Raw genomic sequence first — 23,265 nt, 5'->3', positions numbered from 1 at the left:
TAGAAGCAATAAAACAGAAAGGCGGGACAGACATGGCAGACGTGAATAACAGCAGGCGGGGCGCCGACGGGGCAGACCCGGAAGCAGAGAGAAAAAAAGCCATGAAGAAGGATAATCATATGAACGAAGAAAATGCAAAAGATACAGAGAAACGTACAGCAGAAGCAGATACGATGAAGGAAGAGAAGACAGAAAAGGAAGACGGAGTTCGTAACGGAAAAGCCGCGGATCAGACCAAAGAGAAGGCAAGGCAGAATGAAGCCGGGAAATCTGATCCCAAAGAGAAGCAGGATGAGGCGAAAAGCGCCGGCTCTGTGGAAAATGGTGATAATGCGAAAGGATCCGGTTCCGGGAAAAAGATAAAAAAGGACAAGAAGGATGAGAAGATTGAAGAACTCACCGACAGACTGCAGCGTCAGATGGCTGAGTTCGACAATTTCCGCAAGCGCACGGAGAGAGAAAAATCCGAGATGTTCGATATGGGCGCGAGAGATGTTATCGAGAAGATCCTTCCGGTTGTCGATAATTTTGAAAGAGGACTTGCCGGAGCGGATGAGTCGGATTCGTTCGTTCAGGGGATGAACAAGATTTACAAGCAGATGACGAAGATCCTGACAGATATGGGCGTTGAGACCATCGAGGCGGAGGGCGCCGAGTTTGATCCGAATCTTCATAATGCGGTGATGCATGAGGACAACCCGGATGTCGGTGAAAACATCATCACACAGGAGCTTCAGAAGGGATATAAGTACAAGGATGTTGTGGTTCGTCACAGTATGGTGAAGGTGGCCAACTGACATTACAGAAAAACAGATCCGATCAGGAGGAAAATAGAATGGGAAAAATTATCGGTATTGACCTTGGTACTACAAACAGCTGTGTAGCCGTTATGGAAGGTGGAAAACCCACCGTTATCGCGAATGCGGAAGGAAGCCGTACGACCCCGTCCGTTGTCGCGTTCACAAAGACAGGAGAGCGTCTGGTAGGTGAGCCGGCAAAGCGTCAGGCAGTTACAAACGCGGATCACACAATTTCATCGATCAAGCGTCACATGGGCTCCGATTACAGAGTTACCATTGACGGCAAGAGCTATACTCCGCAGGAGATCTCCGCAATGATTCTGCAGAAGCTGAAGAGTGACGCGGAAGGCTATCTGGGAGAAAAGGTCACAGAGGCTGTCATCACCTGCCCGGCATATTTCAATGACGCACAGCGTCAGGCAACAAAGGACGCCGGCAAGATTGCCGGACTTGATGTAAAGCGTATCATCAACGAGCCGACAGCGGCAGCGCTGGCTTACGGCCTGGACAATGAGAAAGAGCAGAAGGTTATGGTATACGATCTCGGCGGCGGCACCTTCGATGTGTCCATCATCGAGATCGGCGACGGCGTCATCGAGGTACTGGCTACCGCCGGCAATAACCATCTGGGCGGCGACGACTTTGATAAGAGAGTTGCCGATTATATCGTAAGTGAATTCAAGAAGCAGGAAGGCATCGACCTCTCCGGCGACAGGATGGCGATGCAGAGAATCCGTGAGGCGGCAGAGAAGGCAAAGATCGAGCTTTCCAGCGCGACCACCACGAACATCAACCTTCCGTTCATCACCGCTACGGCGGACGGCGCAAAGCATCTGGATCTCAACCTGACAAAGGCAAAATTCGACGAGCTGACCGCAGATCTTGTGGAAGCGACCGCGGAGCCGGTAAGAACCGCTCTGAACGACGCGGGACTTACCGCATCTGACCTTGCGAAGGTTCTTCTGGTCGGCGGTTCCACACGTATCCCGGCGGTACAGGACAAGGTAAGACAGCTGACCGGACATGAGCCGAGCAAGAACCTGAACCCGGATGAGTGCGTGGCAATCGGCGCATCGATTCAGGGAGGCAAGCTGGCCGGAGATGCTGGAGCCGGAGACGTGCTTCTGCTCGATGTCACACCGCTGACCCTTTCCATTGAGACCATGGGAGGAATCGCGACACCGCTGATTCCGAGAAACACGACAATTCCGACGAAGAAGAGCCAGATCTTCTCCACGGCAGCGGACAATCAGACCGCAGTGGATATCAACGTTGTACAGGGTGAGCGTAAGTTCGCCAGAGACAACAAGTCTCTCGGACAGTTCCGTCTGGACGGAATTCCGCCGGCAATGCGCGGCGTTCCGCAGATCGAGGTAACCTTCGATATCGACGCGAATGGCATTGTAAATGTATCCGCCAAGGATCTTGGAACTGGCAAGGAGCAGCACATCACGATCACTTCCGGATCGAGCATGAGCGACGCGGAGATCGACAAGGCAGTCAAAGAGGCAGCGCAGTACGAGGCTGAGGACAAGAAGAGAAAGGAAGCCGTAGATACGAAGAATGAAGCGGATTCGACGGTATTCCAGGTAGAGAAGGCTCTGAAGGAAGTCGGCGACAAGGTGCCGGCGGATCAGAAGAGCGGCGTTGAGGCAGACCTGAACGCACTGAAGGACCTGCTCGCGAAGGCTCCGGCAGACGGAAGTCTGACCGACGCGCAGGTAACGGACATCAAGGCGGCGAAGGAGAAACTGATGAATTCTTCACAGGCTCTGTTCACGAAGATGTACGAGAACATGCAGCAGAATCAGGGCGGCCCGAATCCGGGCGCAGGCCCGCAGGGCGGCGCTCAGGGCGGAAGCAGCGCAGGCAATAACGGCGGCGACGATGTCGTAGACGCTGACTACAAGGAAGTCTGATTCAGATTACAGGAGACAGCGATGTTCCGGTCACGGGTTTCGATCCGTTCGGCCGGAACTCGTTCTCTGATTTTTAGAAACAGAAGCAGATTGTGAGGAAAATCAATGGCTGAAAAGAGAGACTATTACGAGGTCCTGGGGGTCGACAGGAATGCGGATGAGGAGACCATCAAGCGGGCGTATCGTAAGCTTGCAAAAAAATATCATCCGGACATGAATCCCGGAGATAAGGATGCGGCCGAGAAATTTGCGGAAGCCAGTGAAGCGTATTCCGTTCTGAGTGATCCGGACAAGAGAAGACAGTATGATCAGTTCGGCCATGCTGCCTTTGAGAATGGCGGCGCCGGTGGCGCCGGCGGTTTCGGAGGCTTTGACTTCAATGACATTTTCGGATCCGGTGGATTCGGCGACATTTTCGGCGATATTTTCGGCGGCGGCGGAAGAAGCAGCGCGAACAATGGCCCCAGAAGAGGCGCATCTCTGAGAGCCATTGTGCACATTTCATTCGAGGAGGCTGTATTCGGCTGCAAGAAGGAAATTGAGCTGACGCTGAAGGATACCTGCAAGACGTGCGGCGGTTCAGGGGCAAGACCCGGAACTTCACCGGAGACCTGTCCCCATTGTCACGGAACCGGTCAGATCAGGCAGACCCAGCAGAGCATGTTCGGTATGATTCAGAATATCCAGACCTGTCCGCATTGCGGAGGAACCGGAAAGATCATCCGTGATAAATGTCCCGACTGTCATGGAAGTGGGTTTACTTCCTCCAGAAAGAAAATTCAGGTCGATATTCCGGCCGGAATTGATGACGGACAGAGCATCCGCATCCGCGACAAGGGAGAACCAGGCGTAAACGGAGGCCCGAGAGGGGATCTGCTTGTGCAGGTAGCGGTTGCTTCACATCCGATTTTTCAGCGTGACGGTGTGGATATCTATTCATCAGCACCGGTCAGCTTTGCGCAGGCTGCACTTGGTGGGGATATCCGGCTGAATACGGTGGACGGCGATGTGGTGTATACGGTGAAGCCGGGAACTCAGACGGGGACGAGAATCCGGCTGAGAGGAAAGGGTGTTCCATCGATCCACAACAAAAATGTGCGGGGCGATCAATATGTGACATTGATTGTGCAGACCCCCACAAATCTTTCAAAAGAGGCAAAGGAGCTTCTGAGAGAATTTGATGCCGAAAGCGGTAATTCTCTGGGAAGCGAAGAAGAGCCGAAGAAGAAAAAGGTAAGATTCGGGCGGAAAAAAGAGTAACGCCCATACGATAATCGTGCCACAAACGGTAATAGTGAAGAGCGGATTTCCGGTGTATACAGCCGGATGATCAGGAGGCTGTCGCATTGGTCTGAGCAGGGCCGGTACGGCAGCCTCCTTGCAGTCCGGGAGGAGGTATTTCTCTGTTCATTCTCATTTCAAAACCGCTCTTTCAGGAAAATCGCTCTTTCAGGAAATATTCCTTTTCAAGAAGTGAAAATACGGTTATACTTCAAGAGACGAAAAAGACCGTGCGGTATCTATACCCCGACATCGGGTCCATACAAACCGCATTGCCGGTGAGAAAGTATTTTTCTTTGGCGGCTTCTTTTTGTTTGCCATGGATCCGTACACGGTGTATGTCCTGAGAGGAAACGGTTGATCTATCGGGAATTGTTTTTATACTGCGCATCCGGGCAATCCGGTAAGCATGTCGATGAATGAGAGGATTTACAGAGATGAAATGGAAGAAATACCGTTTAAAGACAATCGAAGACGCGGAGGATATAGTCATTGCAACGCTCTATGACTGTGGCATTGAAGGCGCTGAGATTGAAGACAAGAAGCCGCTTACCAGAGAAGAAAAGGAGCAGATGTTTGTGGATATTCTGCCTGATCTGCCCGACGATGACGGCATCGCGTATCTGAATTTTTATCTGGACCCGGAAGAGACGGACACAGAGGCTGTCCTTCAAAAAGCAAGGAAAGCTTTGGATGAACTTCGTTCTTATACCGATATCGGGGAAGGAACGATCGAGGAATCGGAGACGGAAGATAAGGACTGGATTAACAACTGGAAGCAGTATTTCAAACAGTTTTATGTGGACGATATCCTGATCATTCCATCCTGGGAGCAGGTGAAGGAAGAGGACAGGGACAAGATGATCCTTCACATCGATCCCGGCACCGCGTTTGGAACCGGAATGCATGAGACAACGCAGCTGTGTATTCGTCAGCTCCGGAAATACGTGAAGCCGGGGATGGAGATGCTGGATGTGGGAACGGGAAGTGGAATTCTCGGAATTGTCGCAGTCAAGTTTGGCGCAGGACATGTGCTTGGAACCGACCTGGATCCCTGCGCAGTGCCTGCGGTCGAGGATAACCGGAAGGCAAACGATATACCGGACGGCGCCTTTGACATGATCATCGGCAACATGATCGATGACCAGGAAACACAGGACAGAGCGGGATATGAGAAGTATGATATCGTTACGGCGAATATTCTGGCGGATATCCTGGTTCCGATGACTCCGGCGGTTGTGCCGGCGATGAAGAAGGGCGGCATTTACATCACCTCGGGAATTCTTGAGGATCAGGCCTACAAGGTTCTGGATGCCTGCAGGGCGGCGGGGCTTGAAATTGTGGAGCAGACGCAGCAGGGTGAGTGGGTATCGATTACCGCGAGAAAGCCGGATTAAGGCAGGGACGGAGATATGTACAGATTTTTTGCGGACCGGTCACAGATTGAAGACGGTCTGGTCAATATTACGGGAGAGGATGTACAGCATATTCGTAATGTGCTGCGGATGCGTCCGGGTGAAACGGTTCTGATCTCCTGCCAGGATGAGTGGGAGTATACCTGCGAGGTGGTTTCTCTGTCGGAGAAAGAAGTGGTCTGCAGGATCCTGGACGCGCAGCTGCCCGGAAAAGAACTCCCGTCGAGGATTTTCCTGTTTCAATGTCTTCCCAAAGGTGATAAAATGGAGACCGTTGTTCAGAAGGCGGTCGAACTGGGAGCATATTCGGTGATTCCGGTCTCGTCCAGGCGGTGTATCATGAAGCTGGATGGGAAGAGGGCAACGCAGAAGGTGGCCCGGTGGAACAAGATTGCGGAAAGTGCTGCCAAGCAGTCAAAACGTCTCATCATCCCCGAGGTTCATGATATCATGACGTTCGGGGAGGCTCTGGAATTTTCCCGAAGCCTTGATGTCCGGCTGATGCCCTATGAAATGGAGGGCGGAATGGAGAAGACGCGGTCGGTTCTGTCCGGCATACGGCCGGGACAGTCGGTGGGCGTCCTGATTGGCCCGGAAGGCGGGTTCGATGAGCGGGAAGCTGAGGATGCGAGAAAGAACGGGTTTACGACCATTACGCTCGGCAAGAGAATTCTCAGAACGGAGACTGCAGGAATGACCATGCTGTCGATCCTGATGTATCTTCTGGAAAGAGACTGACGGGGGCTTATACAGTTTGCGGCACGATGTAACGTATGGTGGTTTACTGAGATAAACGAACAATTATTTGTCTAAGCCGCGGTATAAAGTGACAATGATTATATAGAAAGAACGGTAACATGGAAGCATATCTTGACAATTCGGCAACAACCCGCTGTTATGAGGAGGTTGCGGATATCGTGAGAAAAACGATGCTGGAGGATTACGGCAATCCTTCCTCCATGCATCAGAAAGGCGTTGATGCGGAAAAATATATCCGAAAAAGCGCGGAAATTCTGTCCGGAATTCTGAAGGTAAAGCCGGGCGAGATCTATTTTACATCCGGCGGCACGGAGTCGGATAACTGGGCGCTGTTCGGGACGGCACTCGCGAACAGGCGCAGAGGCAGACGGATTATCACTACAGCGATTGAGCATTCGGCGATTGCGGCTCCGGCAGCGGCACTGGAGGCTATGGGCTATGAGATTGTCAAGCTTCCGGTTGGCAGAGACGGCGTTCTGGATCTTCATGATCTGGAGGAGGCGATGACGGAGGATACGATACTGGTGTCCGTCATGATGGTGAATAATGAGATCGGGTCCGTGGAGCCCGTGGCGGAAATCGGCGAAATGCTGCGCAGCCGGTATCCGGGTACTTTTTTCCATGTAGACGCGATACAGTCCTTCGGAAAGTATCCGATCTTTCCAAAGCGAATGAAGATAGATATGCTTTCCGTCAGCGGACACAAAATCCATGGGCCCAAGGGATCCGGATTTCTGTTCATAGATCAGCGGGTGAAGATAAATCCTCTGATCTATGGAGGCGGGCAGCAGAATGGAATGCGTTCCGGAACGGACAATGTTCCGGGAATCGCGGGACTGGGTACCGCCGCGGAGAAAATCTGTGCATCGCTCAGGGAAAACGCGGAGCATATGTACAGTCTGAAGGAACATCTGGCAGAGGGTGTTGCGGATCTCGGAAAGATCCATATCAACGGGCCGTCAGATCTCCGGCAGGGTGCTCCGCATATTCTGAATATTTCATTCGAGGGAATACGCAGTGAGGTGCTTCTGCATACCCTGGAATCCAGAGGTATCAGCGTTTCTGCGGGGAGTGCATGCTCCAGTCACAGGCGGGGAGGAAGCGCAACCATGGAGGCAATTCATGCACCGAGAGAAATCATGGAGTCTTCGGTGCGGTTCAGCTTCTGTGAACTGACGACGATGGAGGAGATTGATTACACCATTGGGGTACTGCATGAAGTGGTGCCGCAGCTCCGGAGATTCACCAGAAAATAAGATGTGGAGACGAGGATTCGTCATAAATTGACCGGTGGGGATGCGAATCAGAAGATTCACTGTGAGATGATACGCGATGCGTGTTTAGGGAGAGCGGGCAGCAGCGCGTGTGCAGGAAGGCAAAAAGGAAAGAAAATTTATGTATCAGGCATTTTTGATCAAATACGCGGAGATCGGTATTAAGGGAAAGAACAGGCATCTCTTTGAGGACGCGCTTGTGCACCATATTGTCAGAGCGCTGAAGAGAGTAGACGGAACCTTTGATGTCACCAGAGAAATGGGAAGAATCTACGTCCGTGCTGATGGTGGCTTCGACTATGAGGGCGCGATAGAAGCACTGAAGACGGTGTTCGGGATCGCGGGTATCAGCCCGGTTCTGATCATCGAGAATATGGATTACGACAACGTCAAGGCACAGGTTGCGGAGTTTGTGAGAACCGTCTATCCGGAGGGAACACCGAGAACATTCAAGGTAGTTGCCAGAAGGCCGAACAAGAAATATCCTCATGATTCCATGGAACTCAATGCAGATCTGGGTGAGGCGGTGCTTCTCGGCTGCCCGTGGATGAAGGTTGATGTACACAATCCGGATGTAGTGCTTTCCGTAGAAGTGCGTCAGAGTATTTATGTCTACTCCGAGACAATACCCGGGCCGGGAGGAATGCCCGTAGGTTCGAACGGAAGCGCGGAGCTTCTGTTATCGGGAGGAATTGATTCTCCGGTTGCGGGATATATGATCGCAAAGCGCGGAGTAAAGATCGATGCGGTGTATTTCCATGCGCCGCCGTACACCAGTGAGCGGGCAAAGCAGAAGGTCGTTGATCTGGCAAAGCTTGTGGCGAGATATGCCGGACAGATCCGGCTTCACATTGTGAATTTCACGGATATCCAGATGGCAATCTATGAAAAATGTCCGCACGAGGAGCTCACGATTATCATGAGAAGATACATGATGCGGATCGCGGAAATTTTTGCCGGACAGGACGGTGCGCTGGGACTGATCACGGGAGAGAGTATTGGTCAGGTTGCCAGTCAGACGGCGCAGAGTCTTCTGTGTACCAATGCCGTGTGTACGCTTCCCGTTTACCGTCCGCTGATTGGCTTTGACAAGCAGGAGATCGTGGATCGGGCACAGCAGATCGGGACCTTTGATACTTCGATCCTTCCCTACGAGGATTGCTGCACAATCTTTGTCGCAAAGCATCCCGTGACCCATCCGATTCTGAAGGTCATCGAGCGCTCGGAACATAAGCTGGATGATGTAATCGAACCGCTCATGAAAGAAGCGGTTGAGACGACGGAGACGATTGTGGTGAATGGAGAGGAATAAGGAGCGGTGCTTCGCACCGCTTCATGCTCATACCTGTTGCCTTCGAAATCGCATACAGTCTCTTACGCGCGCTTCGCGTGCGACGTTCCTGTCTGCGTTTTCGAAGAGCTGTTCAAACTATGATACTGTATAAGTCCCCGCGTCACTTCGCTGCTTCGCAGCTTCCGTGACGCTAACAGGCATTCGCATTCTCGCGGTGCTTCGCACCGCTCCATGCTCATACCTGTTGTCGTCGCTAATGTTCTTGCCCACTGGTGAGCAAGCTCCCCGTGGGCCAAGAACATATTGTATCACAAAGTGTATAAGCTACGGATTGCTCCGTGCTTCGCACTCTCGCAATCCTACAGGTATTCGCACTTCTGTGCCGCTTGCGCGTCACTTCGTGCTCATACCTGTTGCCTTCGAAATCGCATACAGTCTCTTACGCGCGCTTCGCGTGCGACGATCCTGTCTGCGTTTTCGAAGAGCTTATACACGAAAAAAGATGCAGGGGAGCGCGATTGCGCTTCCTGCATCTTCCGATGTTCCCGTCATTTCCGATATATGCCGGATGAAGTGGGCAGAGGATTACTGCTCGATCAGATACGGTTTGAGAACCTCCATGACAGACTCAAGCTCGGAGCCTTCCGTGTGGATGTTCAGATCAATCGGTTTGGAAAGATCAAGGCTGAAGATACCCATGATGGACTTCGCGTCGATGACGTATCTGCCGGACACAAGATCAAAGTCAAAGTCAAACTTTGAAATGGCGTTTACAAAGTTCTTTACTTTATCGATTGAATTTAATGAAATCTGTACCGTTTGCATTTAATATCCTCCCTTATTATATCGAAATTGCAGTAGTTTTCTTAAGCATTTGCTTAAATAATCTTAATGGTAAACAGGAGAAAAGTCAAGGTGTCAAGAGGAAAAAAGGCGGCTCTTCATAATCTGGGGTGCAAGGTAAATGCCTACGAGCTGGAGGCGATGCAGCAGATGCTGGAGAAGGCCGGATATGATATCGTGCCCTTTGAACCCGGCGCGGATGTATATGTGATCAATACATGTACCGTGACCAATATTGCGGACCGGAAATCGAGGCAGATGCTGCATAAGGCGAAGAAAATGAATCCGGAAGCAATCGTGGTGGCCGTGGGATGTTACGCACAGGTCAGAGGGGAGGAACTTGAGAAGGATCCTGCCATTGATCTCGTCATTGGAAGCAACCGCAAAGAAGATTTGATTCGTGAACTGGAGCAGTTCAGAAGCAGCGGCGAAAAGCAGCTGGATACCAGCGACTGGTCCGTGGACAGGATGTATGAGAACCTTCAGATCGACCGCACGGAGGAGCATACCAGAGCCTTTATCAAAGTGCAGGACGGCTGCAATCAGTTTTGCAGCTACTGCATCATCCCCTATGCCAGAGGCCGTGTGCGGAGCCGCAAGATTCCGGATGTGCGGGAAGAGGTTGTGAGGCTTGCGGCTTCCGGGGTGCGGGAGATCGTGGTCACGGGAATTCATCTGTGCTCCTATGGAAGGGATATGGGAGAAGGAGAGGATCTGGTTGCGCTTCTGCGTGCTATTCACGATGTCAGCGGAATTGAAAGAATCCGTCTGGGATCCCTTGAACCCGGTTCGATGAGCGAGAATGTAATCCGAAGCCTGAGCGGGCTGCGCAAGGTTTGTCCGCATTTCCACCTTTCCCTTCAGAGTGGATGCGCCAGGACGCTTCGGGACATGAACCGTCATTACACCCCGGAACAGTTCATGGAAGTAGTCCGGCTTCTGAGAAAGTATTACGAGCATCCCGCGATTACGACGGATATTATTACCGGTTTCCCCGGGGAGACAGAGGAGGATTTTGAGGAATCCCGCAGATTTGTGTCAGAGGTACATTTTTTTGAGACACATATTTTCCCATACTCCCGCCGAGAGGGCACCAGGGCGGCCGCAATGAAGGAACAGAACACGGAGGCGGTCAAAAAGCAGAGAGGGGCCGTGCTTCGGGAGACAGACATCCGGCGCAGAAAGGAATTTCTGAATTATTATATTGGAATGCCCGTGGAGGTTCTGTTTGAAGAGCAGGTCGAGCTGGATGGCAGGAAATACTGGACAGGTCATGGAAGAGAGTATCAGAAGATACTGCTCGCCGATACCAGAGATCTCACGAATCAGATGATGGTGGTTACACCGCAGGCGCTTGTGTCAGAGGAGTACCTGCTTGCGGTGTGAGCAGGATCTGCTGCGAACTTTTACGGCGGACTTTCCGGAATCAGGAAAGATGTGCTGCCGGGTTGCCAATCCGGGACATCTGGTTTATAATGAATCATTACGAGTGTTCGGACGCGTGCGGGAGGTGTGAAGCTTATACAGCTTGTGACGCCGGATGCAGTTGGGCGGTTCTTTGCAGAAATAAGTAAGGATGTGAATAAGAATGACAGATTTAGGCAACACACAATTTTTCAGAGTAAATACAGAGAATGAGATTTCCGTGAAAAAGGTTCTGGATCTTGTATATCACGCAATGGAGGAGAAGGGATACAACCCCGTGAATCAGATCGTCGGCTATATCATGTCAGGCGATCCGACCTACATCACCAGTCATAATGGTGCCAGAAGCATGATTATGAAAGTAGAGCGCGATGAGCTGGTCGAGGAACTTCTTAAGGAGTACATCCGGAATGAGTCCTGGAAAGAGACCAGATAATGCGGATCCTGGGACTGGATTACGGGTCTGTAACGGTAGGCGTGGCAGTCAGTGACCCGCTCGGTCTGACAGCTCAGGCAGTGGAGACGATTGTCCGTCACAGAGAGAGCAAGCTTCGGCAGACGCTCGCCAGGATCGGAGAAATCTGCAGAGAATATCAGGTGGAGAAGATTGTGGTCGGACTTCCGCTGAATATGAATGACGAACCCGGAGAGCGTGCTGAGAAGGCAACGAAATTTGGTGAGCTTGTGCACCGGAAAACCGGACTTCCGGTGATCATGTGGGACGAAAGGCTTACGACCGTGGCGGCGGATGAGATCCTTGACGAGATGAACGTCCGGGGCAGGCACAACCGTAAGGCGGTGATCGATCAGATCGCTGCCGGCATCATTCTGCAGGAATGGCTCGACAACTGCGGCGGAGAGGAAACAACGGAAACAGATAGAGGATAAGCATCGGATTTCTATGGAAAAAATTTTATTTGAAACGGAAGACGGAGAAAAGCAGGAGTTTTTCGTCGAGGAAGAAACGCGGGTAGGCGGCGTGGATTATCTTCTCGTGACCGATTCTGACGGCGAGGAGGCAAACGCCTATATTATGAAGGATCTCTCGGAAGACGGCGAGGCGGAAGCACGGTATGTGATGGTCGAAGATGATGTGGAGTACGAGGCGGTGGCACGCATTTTCGAGCAGATGATGGACGACGTGTCTTTTGAGTGAATAAAAAATGAACGGAGGTATAATTTGAAAGGAAAAGAAAATACGAGTAAGCTGAAGATCATTCCGCTGGGCGGTCTGGAAGAAATCGGCATGAACATCACTGCATTCGAGTACGAGGACAGCATTGTGGTGGTGGACTGCGGTCTGGCCTTCCCCGATGACGATATGCTCGGAATTGATCTGGTTATTCCGGATATTACTTATTTAAAGCAGAATATCCGCAAGGTGAAGGGGTTTGTGATCACCCACGGTCATGAGGATCACATCGGTGCACTTCCATATGTGCTGCGTGAGATTAACGTTCCGATTTACGCGACCAAGCTCACGATCGGTCTGATCAGCCACAAGCTTGAAGAGCACAACATGCTCAAGAGTACGAAGATGAAGACGATCCGTTTCGGACAGTCGATCAATCTCGGACATTTCCGGATTGAATTCATCAAGACGAATCACAGTATTCAGGACGCGGCGGCGCTTGCGATCTATTCCCCCGCCGGGACGATCGTGCATACCGGCGATTTCAAGGTGGATTATACACCGGTCTTTGGTGATGCGATTGATCTGCAGCGTTTTGCCGAGATCGGAAAGAAGGGCGTTCTTGCGCTGATGTGCGACAGCACAAACGCGGAGCGGCCCGGTTATACGATGTCGGAGCGCACGGTCGGCAGAACCTTTGATCAGATTTTTTCCGAACATCGGAATCAGCGTCTGATCATTGCCACATTCGCCTCAAATGTTGACCGTGTGCAGCAGATCATCAATTCCGCCTGCAAATTCGGCCGCAAGGTCGTTGTAGAAGGCAGAAGCATGGTGAATATCATCTCCATCGCACAGGAACTCGGATATCTGAATGTGCCGCAGAATACGCTCATCGATATCAATCAGATGAGAAATTATCCGGACAGTCAGATGGTGCTTGTCACCACCGGAAGCCAGGGAGAGTCTATGGCAGCCCTGTCGAGAATGGCGGCGGACATCCACAAGAAGGTGACAATTAAGCCCGGCGATCTGATTGTATTCTCCTCTCATCCGATTCCCGGAAATGAGAAGGCGGTCTCCAATGTCATCAATGAGCTGTATGAAAAAGGCGCGGAGGTTATTTTCCAGGATGTTCATGTATCGGGACATGCCTGCCAGGAGGACATCAAGCTGATTTACTCCCTGGTTAAGCCGAAGTACGCAATTCCGGTCCACGGCGAGTACCGCCATTTGATAGCGCAGAAGAATCTGGCACTTCAGCTGGGCATTCCGAAGGAAAATATCTTCGTCATGAAAACCGGAGATGTGCTTGAGCTGGATCAGAAGTCAGCCAGGGTGACCGGTAAGGTTGAGACGGGCGAGATTATGGTTGACGGACTCGGAGTCGGTGATGTCGGAAATATTGTCCTTCGGGACAGACAGCATCTGTCCGAGGATGGTATTCTGATTGTCGTTCTCACCCTTGAGAAATACGGCAGACAGCTTCTTGCCGGTCCGGACATTGTGTCCAGAGGCTTTGTCTATGTAAGGGAGTCTGAGGATCTGATGGATGAAGCAAGACTGATCGTTGAGGACGCTCTGAACGACTGCCTGGAACATCACATCACCGACTGGGGAAAGCTGAAGTCGGCAATCAAGGATTCACTGGGAAGTTTTGTATGGAAGCGTACGCAGCGCAATCCGATGATACTGCCGATCATTATGGAGGCATAAGATGGACAGCGTGAAGGAGAAGGCGGAGGAGCTCATTCAGGCTCTGGAACAGAGTGAGGACTTTATCAGGTACCGGAATCTTGAGAACCAGCTGAAGGAGATGCCTGAGCTCAGGCAGAAAATCAACGAGTACAGGCGTAAGGTCTACGAGATGCAGACCTCAGGCAGAGATCTCTATGACGAGACGGATTATGTGCTTAACGAGTATTCGCCGCTCCTGCGCAATGAGATTGCAGCGGATTATCTGGATGCTGAGAGCGCTGTCTGCAGAATGGTTCAGCGTGTCATAAACGCGATTAACCGGGAAGTCCATGTAGAAGTCCCCATGTGAACCGGACGGCGATTCAGGAAGGTAAGGAGTTTTTAATGGCAGCAGGGAAAAGGGAAGAGAAGGATGACAGCCTGGGATATCGTCTTGCACTGGGTGGAATAAAGGGTGTTGTCAGGATTCTTGTCATCATCGCGTTGATCATGATTCTGGTCTATCTGGGGAAACAGGCTTATTCGCTCGGCTATGAAATCTTTGATGAGAAGGCTGTGGATTCCGGAGACGGCCGGGCGGTTACCGTAACGATTACAGATGATATGTCGGTGCGGCAGATCGGCAAGCTTCTGATTTCCAACGGGCTTCTGAATGAGAGCGCAAACGCATTTGTGGTTCAGGAATTGATTTCCGGTTATCACGGGGAGATCCTGCCCGGAACATACACTCTTCGAACGTCCATGACTGCGGATGATATGTTCCCGGTCCTTGCGCAGGAGGAGGACTCTGACACTCCGGATAATGTTTCGGCTGACAGCGTGGAATCCACATCAGCGCAATAACGGTGTATATCTGTGTCATAGGCGGTCCATGATGGGCGCCGGGGACAGAAGGTGCATCGGCGCATAACGCGGCAGTCCGGCATAGAGACACCGGAGCTGAGCATTGCTGTCATGATGGTATGACAGCTGCCGGATGATACATACAGGCAGACTGAAGACTGTTTCGCGCCGGACGGGCGTGCGGTTTATCGGTATAAGACAGGGCTGCTGCACGAAAGACGCTCGGAAACAGCGAAAAGTTCGTGCGGCGGCCCTTTTGTGGGAGGTGACAGAATGATTGTAGATGAACGGATGATAACCTTCATCAATTCTCTGGATCATGGGCTTACCCCTTTTCTGGAAGAACTCCGGGAGACGGCGGCAGAGGATAATGTTCCGATTATCCGCCGGGAGATGCAGAGCTTCCTGAAAGTATTTCTCCGGATTCAGCGGCCTCAGAGGATCCTTGAGGTCGGCACTGCGATCGGTTTCTCTACGATCCTGATGGCCGCCTGCGGGCCGGAATCCAGCAGGATCACAACGATTGAGAACTATGAGAAGAGGATCCCTGTCGCGCGCGAGAATTTTCGAAAATCGGGATATGAGGACCGGATTACTCTTCTGGAGGGAGATGCGGCAGATGTCCTTAAGACGCTTGCGGGGCCGTATGATTTCATTTTCATGGATGCGGCTAAGGGACAGTATATTCATTTCCTCCCGGAAGTGCTCCGGCTGATGCGTCCGGGAAGCGTTCTGATTTCGGATAACGTTCTCCAGGAGGGAGATATTATCGAGTCTCATTATATTGTGGAGAGGAGAAAGCGAACGATTTATAAGCGGATGAGAGATTATCTCCGGGCTCTGAAAGATGACAGGTGTCTGGAGACGAGTATCGTCCCGCTCGGAGATGGTATCTCCATCTCCGTCATGAAGCAGCCGGAGGAAATTTAAACTGACACGGCGGCGGATTTCGCCTGACAGGTCCGCACGGGAGATTTTTCTCTTGCGGACAGGGCCGGTGTCATAGATCAAAGACAGGAGAGATTATTTATGCTTGCAAACGGAAAGCCGGAGCTTCTGATCCCGGCGAGCTGTCTCGAGGTGCTGAAGGTAGCGGTTGCTTTTGGCGCGGATGCGGTTTATATCGGCGGAGATGTCTATGGGCTTCGGGCCAAGGCAAAAAATTTCAATCACGAGGATATGGCGGAAGGAATCCGTTACGCGCACAGCCACGGAGTTCGTGTACATGTGACGGTGAATATTCTGGCACACAACGATGATCTGGAGGGAGTCCGTCTGTATCTGCGCGAGCTCAACGAGCTTCAGCCGGATGCGCTGATTATCGCAGACCCGGGTATTTTCGATATCGCGGGAGAAGAGTGCCCCGGGATAGAGCGGCATATCAGCACACAGGCAAACAATACCAACTGGGCATCTGCCAGGTTCTGGTACCGGCAGGGGGCAAAACGAGTGGTAACTGCCCGTGAACTGTCCCTGGAGGAGATCCGCGAGATGCGCAGACAGATTCCGAAGGACATGGAGATTGAGACCTTCATTCACGGAGCAATGTGCATATCGTATTCGGGAAGATGCCTTCTGTCGAATTATTTTACGGGCAGAGACGCGAACAGAGGAGCATGTACCCATCCTTGCCGGTGGAAATATGCGGTCATGGAGGAGAGCCGGCCGGGAGAGTATCTTCCGATCGAGGAAAATGAGCGCGGCACGTACATTTTCAATTCAAAGGATCTGTGTATGATTGAACATATTCCGGATCTGATGACTGCCGGTATTGACAGCTTCAAGATCGAGGGAAGAATGAAAACAGCCCTCTATGTCGCGACAGTTGCCCGCACCTATCGCAAGGCAATCGACGACTATGCCAGGGATCCCGCGCTCTATGAGAAAAATCTCCCCTGGTATCAGGAGCAGATCGCGGACTGCACGTTCCGCAGGTTCACGACCGGCTTCTTCTACGGAAAGCCGTCCGAAGAGGACCAGATCTATGACAGCAACACCTATATCACAAACTACACGTATCTGGGTGTCGTATCCACGACGGATGAAAATGGATATGCTGTGATCGGACAGAAGAACAAATTCCGGACCGGAGACAGGATTGAGATTATGAAGCCGGACGGCCGGAATGTAGAGGTGACTGTTCGGGCAATTTATAACGAAAACGGCGAGTCCATGGACTCGGCGCCGCATCCGCAGCAGGAACTGCACGTAGACCTCGGGCAGAAAGCGGATGTCAACGATATCCTTCGCATGAAGAAAGAGGCAGAGTGATCTGCTGCATGTGAACAGCAAATGCCGTGTTCCGGCATTGCTGTTCACGGGATCAGAAAAAGCTCGGATCTTCCGACCGCGACGGATGGCAACGACATGTGTTCCGGCATTGGTGTTCACAGAATCAGGACAAAGCCTTACTGCGGAAAGCCCGTAACGGGATACAGAACATGGAACCATAAACTGCGGAGCGGACAATATTGTTCGTTCCCGAGTTAATGACATTATTGTCCGCTCCCAAGTTAATGATTTACAGCAGGCGGGTTTTGTGCTATTTATATATATATATAACAATTCTTTCTGACGGATCTTGCCCGTCGTCATCGGTTCTGTGATCGAACCCTTGTGATTGAGTCCTTTCCTATTATTTTCTCTTGTTTTATCTTTGATTCTCGGATTCTTCGATCCTTCTTTGACTATTCTTCGATTTTTATCCTGCTTCTGAAAAAAGAACACTTACATCACTTCATTCTATTCCATTTTTATTTTAATTAAACAGTGTTGCCCGGTATCTGTAATACCGTTCGTTTTGTCGCAAACGGGGGGGCGATTTTACCGGGCTTCGTATTTATCTTGCAGGTCCGATTCGTCCGGTTGCTGCATTTTTCGGCAATGCCTGCCAGATACAGGCCTGCGGAGAGGAGGAATTTGTATGTTTTGCAGCATAGTATCATCTGCAATTTCCGGTGTGGAGGCAGTTCCCGTGACAGTAGAGGCGGATGTGAGCGAGGGGATGCCTTATTTCGCGATTGTTGGCAGCGTCTCTTCCCAGGTCAGAGAGGCACAGGAACGGGTTCGGACTGCGTTCCGCAACATCGGTATAGTGCTTGCTCCGAAGAGGATAACGATCAATCTGGCGCCGGGAGACATCAGAAAAGACGGGACCAGGTTTGATCTGCCGATTGCCGCCGCGGTTCTGGAGGCATTGGGATATATTGAGAAGGGAGCGTTCCGAAAGGCGATGGTGCTCGGGGAACTTCATCTGGACGGGACAATTGAGAAAATACCAGGAGTTCTGCCCAGTGTGATCGCCGCAAAGGAAAACGGATGTGAGCTGTGTATCGTTCCGACAGAAAATGCCGCGGAGGGTAGTGCTGTAGATGGTATCCGGATTGTAGGCGTGAGAAACATTTCGGAACTGATTGCCTTCAGTCATGGAAGAGCTCCGTCATCGTTTCCGGGAAATCGTGTTCCGGAAGACGAGGAATACACGATTGATTTCAGTGATATTCACGGACAGAAGACGGTCAAGCGCGCTGCCCTGATCGCAGCGGCGGGTTTTCATAACCTGTTTCTGTCAGGGCCGCCCGGATCCGGGAAATCCATGACGGCGGAGCGGATACCTACCATTCTTCCGCCGCTGTCAGAGGAGGAAAGCCTGGAGGTTTCCAAGATCTACAGTGTGGTCGGTCTGATGCCGCGCGGGGTCTCGATGATTCGCAGAAGACCGTTTCGGGCACCGCATCACACGATTACGCCGACTGCGCTTTGCGGTGGAGGATTTTACCCGCATCCCGGCGAGGTAACACTTGCTCACCGAGGAGTCCTGTTTCTGGATGAGATTCCGGAGATGATGCCTGCCACACTGGAGATGCTGCGGCAGCCGCTTGAGAGCCGCGAGATCACGATCTCCAGGCTGGGAGGCACCTGTGTATATCCGGCGTCCTTTCTGCTCGTTGCAGCGGCGAATCCATGCCCCTGCGGGTATTTCCCGGATATGAACCGCTGCATTTGTACCCACAGAGATGTCCTGGATTATCAGAAAAAACTGAGCAAGGCGTTCATGGACCGCATCGATTTGAAATGTGATGTGCAGGCTGTCAGTTACGAGTCGCTTACGGAAAAGGGAGATTTCGAGGTTTCCTCTTCAAGTATGAGGAAAAAGGTGATGCGTGCGATCGAAATTCAGAAGGAACGTTATCGGGGAACGGGAGTGACGTTTAACAGTGAACTGACGGCGTCCTCTATCGCAAAACACTGTGAGATGACAGATGAGGCGGAATTGACAGTACGACTGGCCTTTGACAAACTGGGCCTTTCGGCAAGAGGGTATCATCATGTCATCAAGGTGGCGCGGACAATCGCGGATCTCGAGGGAACCGACCGGATCAATGATGCTCATATCAGCGAGGCAATCTGCCTGCGATGCAGTGACAGCTTTTCTTCCGCCTCAGCGTATCAGATGCCGGGCATGAGGGTGCCGTCGAAACGGCAGAGAGGAGGATGAGGATGGTATCGGGCGGTGAGAAAATGGTGAGCCAGCCGGATGACGAGAAAATGATAAGCCAGCCGGATGACGAAAAAATGACAAGGCAGCCGGATGACGAGAAAATGATGAGCCAGCCGGATCACGGGAAAATGGCGACACAGTCAAGTCGGGGGAACGTGCAAACGCAGTCAGATCAGAAGAATACGAACGCCAGATTCCGCAGGGAGCAGAACCCGGAGATTCTGGGACAGATCAGATATGTGGCGCGTGAGGATCAGGAGTATCCGGAGCAGCTGCGTAATTATCCGAGGATGCCGTCAGGCCTGTATCTTGTCGGAAATTTTCCGGATCCCGGAAAGAAGACGGTCGCGATTGTGGGGGCGAGGATGTGCAGCCCGTACGGCAGGGCAGAGGCAATCCGTTTTGGTGAAGAGCTTGCTGCGGAAGGTGTACAGATTATCAGCGGCATGGCATATGGCGTGGATTCGTGGGCGCTGCATGGCGCTCTGCAGGCGGGAGGACAAGGGTTTGCGGTACTGGGCTGCGGTGTAGATGTGTGTTATCCGAAGGAAAGCTACCATATATATAGAAGGATTATCCGTGAGGGTGGAGGCATTATGTCCGAGTTTGAGCCGGGTGATGGTCCTGCAGCCTGGCATTTCCCGATTCGCAACCGGATTATCAGTGCGCTCGCCGATGTGGTTCTTGTCGTAGAAGCAAAGCTTCGCAGTGGCTCGTTGATTACTGCGGATTATGCGCTTTCTCAGGGGAAAACCATATACGCGGTTCCGGGGAGGAACCTGGATGAGCTGAGCCGTGGCTGTAACCGCCTGATCGCCCAGGGCGCCGGCATTGCATGGGACCCGGAGGTCATACTGGAGGAACTGGGGATTGCGGGCAGCAGAAGGTCACGTGAAGAGAAGAATACAGGCAGAAATGAAGAAGAGAGAGTTGAAAAGAAAGGCAGACAGGAAAATGGAAAGAAAGAGGGGATGACAGGGGGGAAGAAAGAGGAAGAGAAGAAAGGAAAGGAAAATGGTGTCGGGCGGAGAGAAGGAGGAACGGCAGAAGAAAAAGCACCGCGCAGGCTGTCAAAGAAGTACGAGGATGCAGAGGATTTTCAAAAGGTATTCGGCAAGCTTTCCTATGATCCTCAGAGCCTGGATACGCTGCAGGAGAGAACCGGCATGGAGCTCTCGCAGCTGACAAGAGTACTGGTGCAGCTGACCTTTTCCGGATATGTGCATGAGGCTCCGGCGGGGTATTACAGCAGAAGCTGAATTTTTCAGCGGGCGACACGGAGCTGTCCGCAGCATATTTACGCGAACAGTGAGCCGCAGCCGAATGCGAAGTATTCGTGTGCGGCGAGCATCGCGATAGCGAGATAAAACTCGCGCAGCGTGTTTTATCTCGTTCAGCCTGCGGCTGGCATAGTTCGTTCGTTTTGACAGCGATTTGCAAGGCATGAAAGGCACATGAAAGATAACTCGGGCTTATAGAAAGACACCTGGAAGATAACTCGGGCTTGCACGGTCAAATTATTTGCGTTATAGTGCTAATCGTAGCGCTCATAAAGCGCCGGTAATGCTTATGGAGGTGTTTACGTGCCAAATTATCTTGTGATTGTAGAGTCACCGACGAAAGTTAAGACTGTCAAAAAATTTCTCGGGAAGAATTATAATGTCCTGGCGTCGAACGGTCATGTCAGGGATTTGCCGAAAAGCAGTCTTGGCATTGACGTGGAGCATGACTTTGAACCGAAATATATTACGATCCGGGGCAAGGGAGAACTGGTTGCCTCCCTCCGCAAGGCGGCGGATAAGGCAGATAAAGTCTACCTCGCGACAGACCCTGACCGTGAGGGAGAAGCGATCTCTTGGCATCTGTCAAAGGCCCTTCGGCTGGATCCGAAGAAGATGCGCCGGATTACCTTTAATGAAATAACGAAAACGGCGGTCAAATCCTCTTTAAAGAATGCCAGGGATATCGACATGAATCTCGTGGATGAGCAGCAGGCGAGGCGGTGCCTTGACCGTATGGTAGGATATGAGATCAGTCCGCTGCTCTGGAAGAAAATCAAGCGGGGACTGTCTGCCGGCCGTGTGCAGTCTGTCGCGCTGCGGATCATAGCAGACCGTGAGGAGGAGATCAATGCATTTATCCCGAAGGAGTATTGGACGCTGGATGCGGATTTCAAGGTCAGCGGAGAGAAGAAACCTCTGACTGCTCATTTTTATGGAGACCAGCAGGGAAAGATTGAGATATCCTCTGAGGAACAGCTTCAGGGAATTCTGGATAGTCTGAAGGATGCGGATTATCATGTCAGTGAGCTGAAGACCTCTGAGAGAAGCCGGAAGGCACCGCTGCCCTTTACGACGAGTACGCTTCAGCAGGAAGCCTCAAAGACCTTGAACATGTCCACTTACAAGACGATGCAGATTGCCCAGCAGCTGTACGAGGGAATCGATCTGAAAAAGGGCGGTACGGTGGGATTGATTTCGTATCTGCGTACCGATTCCACCCGTATCTCGACAGAAGCGGATCAGGCGGCGAGAGAATATATCCGGGAGCAGTACGGGGAACAGTTCCTGTCGGACGGAAGCACGACGGAGAACAAGAACAAGCACGCACAGGATGCGCACGAGGCAATACGACCGACGGATATCACGAGGACGCCATCGTCTGTGAAGGAGTTCCTTTCCAGGGATCAGTTCCGTCTCTATCAGCTGATCTGGCGGAGATTTGCGGCAAGCCGGATGGCTTCTGCCCGTTACGAGACGAACACGGTGAAAATAAACGGTGGAAAGTATGTATTTCACGCGTCCTCGTCAAGGATTAAATTCGCCGGATTCATGACGGTGTACACACAGGACGATGACAAAAAGCTTGAGAATGATCATCTGAGCGGAATTACGAAGGAGAGCACGCTCTCTCTGATCAATTTCGACAGGGAACAGCATTTTACGCAGCCCCCGGCTCACTATACCGAGGCTTCTCTCGTCAAGACGCTGGAGGAGCTTGGAATCGGACGGCCGAGTACCTACGCTCCCACCATCACAACAATCATTGCACGCCATTATGTGACACGTGAGAAGAAGAACCTTTACATCACAGAGCTGGGAACAGCGGTAAATGATCTGATGAAGGAGGCGTTTCCGGGCATCGTGAATGTGGATTTTACCGCCAACATGGAACAGCTCCTGGACGCAATCGGAGATGGCACGATTGAGTGGAAAACGGTTGTGCGCAACTTCTGGCCGGATCTGGATGCCGCTGTGCAGAAGGCTGATAAAGAACTGGAGAAGGTGAAGATTGAGGATGAAGTAACCGATGTCATCTGCGAGAACTGCGGACGGCACATGGTGATCAAATATGGCCCGCACGGTAAGTTCCTTGCCTGCCCTGGTTTTCCTGAATGCCGCAATACAAAACCGTATCTGGAGAAGATCGGTGTGAAGTGCCCGAAATGCGGCGGAGAGGTTCTCCTGAAGAAGACCAGAAAGGGCCGGATCTATTACGGATGCGAGCATAATCCGGACTGCGACTTCATGACATGGCAGAAGCCATCGAATATCCGCTGCCCGAAATGTGGCGGCTATATGCTCGAAAAGGGAAGCCGGCTTGTGTGCGCAGACAAGGAATGCGGATACGTCATGCCGAGGCCAAAGCAGGAGGATCCGGATACCGCGAAGGCGGCGTCGGGAAAGCCTGAGGAGGCTGTGTCTGCTGCGGCAAGCCTTTGAAATGACGGAGTCAGAATGACTGATCTGTAAGGATTGAGTGGAACTGACTGAGCCGGAAGGAAAGCAAACGAAGGATATAGCGGTGAAACACCGATTTTAGTGAATGATTAAGTGATTCTGTCCTCCTGTGACTGGATTCTGACGCGGATTGTCAGATATCTTTGCAGAGAGGACAGTTTTTTTCGCCTGTTTTCGTAATCTTTTTTATGAGAATTTTTGCCGACACAGGATGCGGAATCGAAGTTTCGATGAATAAATATATATATTTCAAGGGAATGCCTTGGTGTTTTAGTACATGTTTCGTAATTTTCCGAAAAGCATTCTTGTGAATCTATACAAAAATGGTCGAACATTTCGAC

20 protein-coding genes are annotated in these 23,265 nt (G+C 51.7%); 19 read left to right on the top strand and 1 reads right to left on the bottom strand.

The features are described from left to right. The first annotated feature begins 119 nt into the window (after nt 1-119). The 7 genes from grpE to thiI all read left to right on the top strand — a co-directional run bounded on the left by grpE (nt 120) and on the right by thiI (nt 8,760). The gene (grpE, locus tag ACTQ3A_RS03970; protein ID WP_441494145.1) at nt 120-797 is read left to right on the top strand and encodes a nucleotide exchange factor GrpE; all 678 of its coding nucleotides are present in this window, start codon (nt 120-122) and stop codon (nt 795-797) included. A 38-nt stretch (nt 798-835) separates the two neighbouring features. Further along, nucleotides 836-2,719, top strand: a complete 1,884-nt coding sequence (dnaK, locus tag ACTQ3A_RS03965; protein ID WP_441494106.1) for a molecular chaperone DnaK — start codon at nt 836-838, stop codon at nt 2,717-2,719. Between the two features lie 105 nt (nt 2,720-2,824). Beyond that, on the top strand, nt 2,825-3,979 hold the full coding sequence (dnaJ, locus tag ACTQ3A_RS03960) for a molecular chaperone DnaJ (protein ID WP_441494105.1): 1,155 nt from the start codon (nt 2,825-2,827) through the stop codon (nt 3,977-3,979). Nucleotides 3,980-4,437: 458 nt separating this feature from the next. Next, nucleotides 4,438-5,397, top strand: coding sequence for a 50S ribosomal protein L11 methyltransferase (gene prmA / locus ACTQ3A_RS03955; RefSeq protein ID WP_441494104.1), 960 nt, complete (start codon nt 4,438-4,440; stop codon nt 5,395-5,397). Between the two features lie 15 nt (nt 5,398-5,412). Continuing rightward, complete coding sequence (locus ACTQ3A_RS03950; protein WP_441494103.1) at nt 5,413-6,153, top strand: 16S rRNA (uracil(1498)-N(3))-methyltransferase; 741 nt, start codon at nt 5,413-5,415, stop codon at nt 6,151-6,153. Nucleotides 6,154-6,272: 119 nt separating this feature from the next. Next, nucleotides 6,273-7,430, top strand: coding sequence for a cysteine desulfurase family protein (locus tag ACTQ3A_RS03945; protein WP_441494102.1), 1,158 nt, complete (start codon nt 6,273-6,275; stop codon nt 7,428-7,430). 139 nt (nt 7,431-7,569) lie between these two features. After that, the gene (gene thiI / locus ACTQ3A_RS03940; protein ID WP_441099869.1) at nt 7,570-8,760 is read left to right on the top strand and encodes a tRNA uracil 4-sulfurtransferase ThiI; all 1,191 of its coding nucleotides are present in this window, start codon (nt 7,570-7,572) and stop codon (nt 8,758-8,760) included. Between the two features lie 567 nt (nt 8,761-9,327). Here the strand turns inward: thiI and ACTQ3A_RS03935 are convergent. Continuing rightward, nucleotides 9,328-9,567 carry an HPr family phosphocarrier protein gene (locus tag ACTQ3A_RS03935; RefSeq protein WP_441099867.1) on the bottom strand — a complete coding sequence of 80 codons (240 nt, stop codon included), beginning with the start codon at nt 9,565-9,567 and terminating at the stop codon, nt 9,328-9,330. A 66-nt stretch (nt 9,568-9,633) separates the two neighbouring features. Between ACTQ3A_RS03935 and mtaB the strand changes: the two genes are divergently transcribed. The 12 genes from mtaB (at nt 9,634) to topA (ending at nt 22,906) form a co-directional block, all read left to right on the top strand. Further along, entirely contained in the window at nt 9,634-10,971 is a 1,338-nt protein-coding gene (gene mtaB, locus ACTQ3A_RS03930; protein WP_441494101.1) for a tRNA (N(6)-L-threonylcarbamoyladenosine(37)-C(2))-methylthiotransferase MtaB, read from the top strand. 202 nt (nt 10,972-11,173) lie between these two features. Further along, nucleotides 11,174-11,446, top strand: a complete 273-nt coding sequence (locus tag ACTQ3A_RS03925; protein ID WP_441099863.1) for an IreB family regulatory phosphoprotein — start codon at nt 11,174-11,176, stop codon at nt 11,444-11,446. After that, on the top strand, nt 11,446-11,898 hold the full coding sequence (ruvX, locus tag ACTQ3A_RS03920) for a Holliday junction resolvase RuvX (RefSeq protein WP_441494100.1): 453 nt from the start codon (nt 11,446-11,448) through the stop codon (nt 11,896-11,898). The genes ACTQ3A_RS03925 and ruvX overlap by 1 nt, the downstream gene beginning before the upstream one ends. Before the next feature lie 13 nt (nt 11,899-11,911). Next, nucleotides 11,912-12,166, top strand: coding sequence for a DUF1292 domain-containing protein (locus ACTQ3A_RS03915; RefSeq protein ID WP_441099859.1), 255 nt, complete (start codon nt 11,912-11,914; stop codon nt 12,164-12,166). 24 nt (nt 12,167-12,190) lie between these two features. Then, nucleotides 12,191-13,858, top strand: a complete 1,668-nt coding sequence (locus ACTQ3A_RS03910; protein ID WP_441099858.1) for a ribonuclease J — start codon at nt 12,191-12,193, stop codon at nt 13,856-13,858. 1 nt (nt 13,859) lies between these two features. After that, nucleotides 13,860-14,189 carry a YlbF family regulator gene (locus ACTQ3A_RS03905; RefSeq protein ID WP_441099856.1) on the top strand — a complete coding sequence of 110 codons (330 nt, stop codon included), beginning with the start codon at nt 13,860-13,862 and terminating at the stop codon, nt 14,187-14,189. A 35-nt stretch (nt 14,190-14,224) separates the two neighbouring features. Beyond that, complete coding sequence (locus tag ACTQ3A_RS03900) at nt 14,225-14,683, top strand: endolytic transglycosylase MltG (protein ID WP_441099855.1); 459 nt, start codon at nt 14,225-14,227, stop codon at nt 14,681-14,683. Between the two features lie 273 nt (nt 14,684-14,956). After that, entirely contained in the window at nt 14,957-15,613 is a 657-nt protein-coding gene (locus ACTQ3A_RS03895; RefSeq protein WP_441475025.1) for an O-methyltransferase, read from the top strand. Between the two features lie 99 nt (nt 15,614-15,712). Then, a complete protein-coding gene (locus tag ACTQ3A_RS03890; RefSeq protein ID WP_441494099.1) occupies nt 15,713-16,954 on the top strand; it encodes a peptidase U32 family protein in 1,242 nt (413 codons plus the stop codon). Nucleotides 16,955-17,606: 652 nt separating this feature from the next. Next, the gene (locus ACTQ3A_RS03885; RefSeq protein ID WP_441494098.1) at nt 17,607-19,181 is read left to right on the top strand and encodes a YifB family Mg chelatase-like AAA ATPase; all 1,575 of its coding nucleotides are present in this window, start codon (nt 17,607-17,609) and stop codon (nt 19,179-19,181) included. Further along, nucleotides 19,178-20,443, top strand: coding sequence for a DNA-processing protein DprA (gene dprA, locus ACTQ3A_RS03880; protein WP_441495247.1), 1,266 nt, complete (start codon nt 19,178-19,180; stop codon nt 20,441-20,443). The genes ACTQ3A_RS03885 and dprA overlap by 4 nt, the downstream gene beginning before the upstream one ends. 324 nt (nt 20,444-20,767) lie before the next feature. Further along, entirely contained in the window at nt 20,768-22,906 is a 2,139-nt protein-coding gene (gene topA / locus ACTQ3A_RS03875; protein WP_441494096.1) for a type I DNA topoisomerase, read from the top strand. Nucleotides 22,907-23,265: the final 359 nt, after the last annotated feature.

The organism is Bilifractor sp. LCP21S3_F8 (assembly GCF_052117805.1).
GTDB lineage: Bacteria > Bacillota > Clostridia > Lachnospirales > Lachnospiraceae > Bilifractor.
Note: the sequence above shows the minus strand (reverse complement) of the source record. Positions and strands in the feature narration are given on the sequence as shown.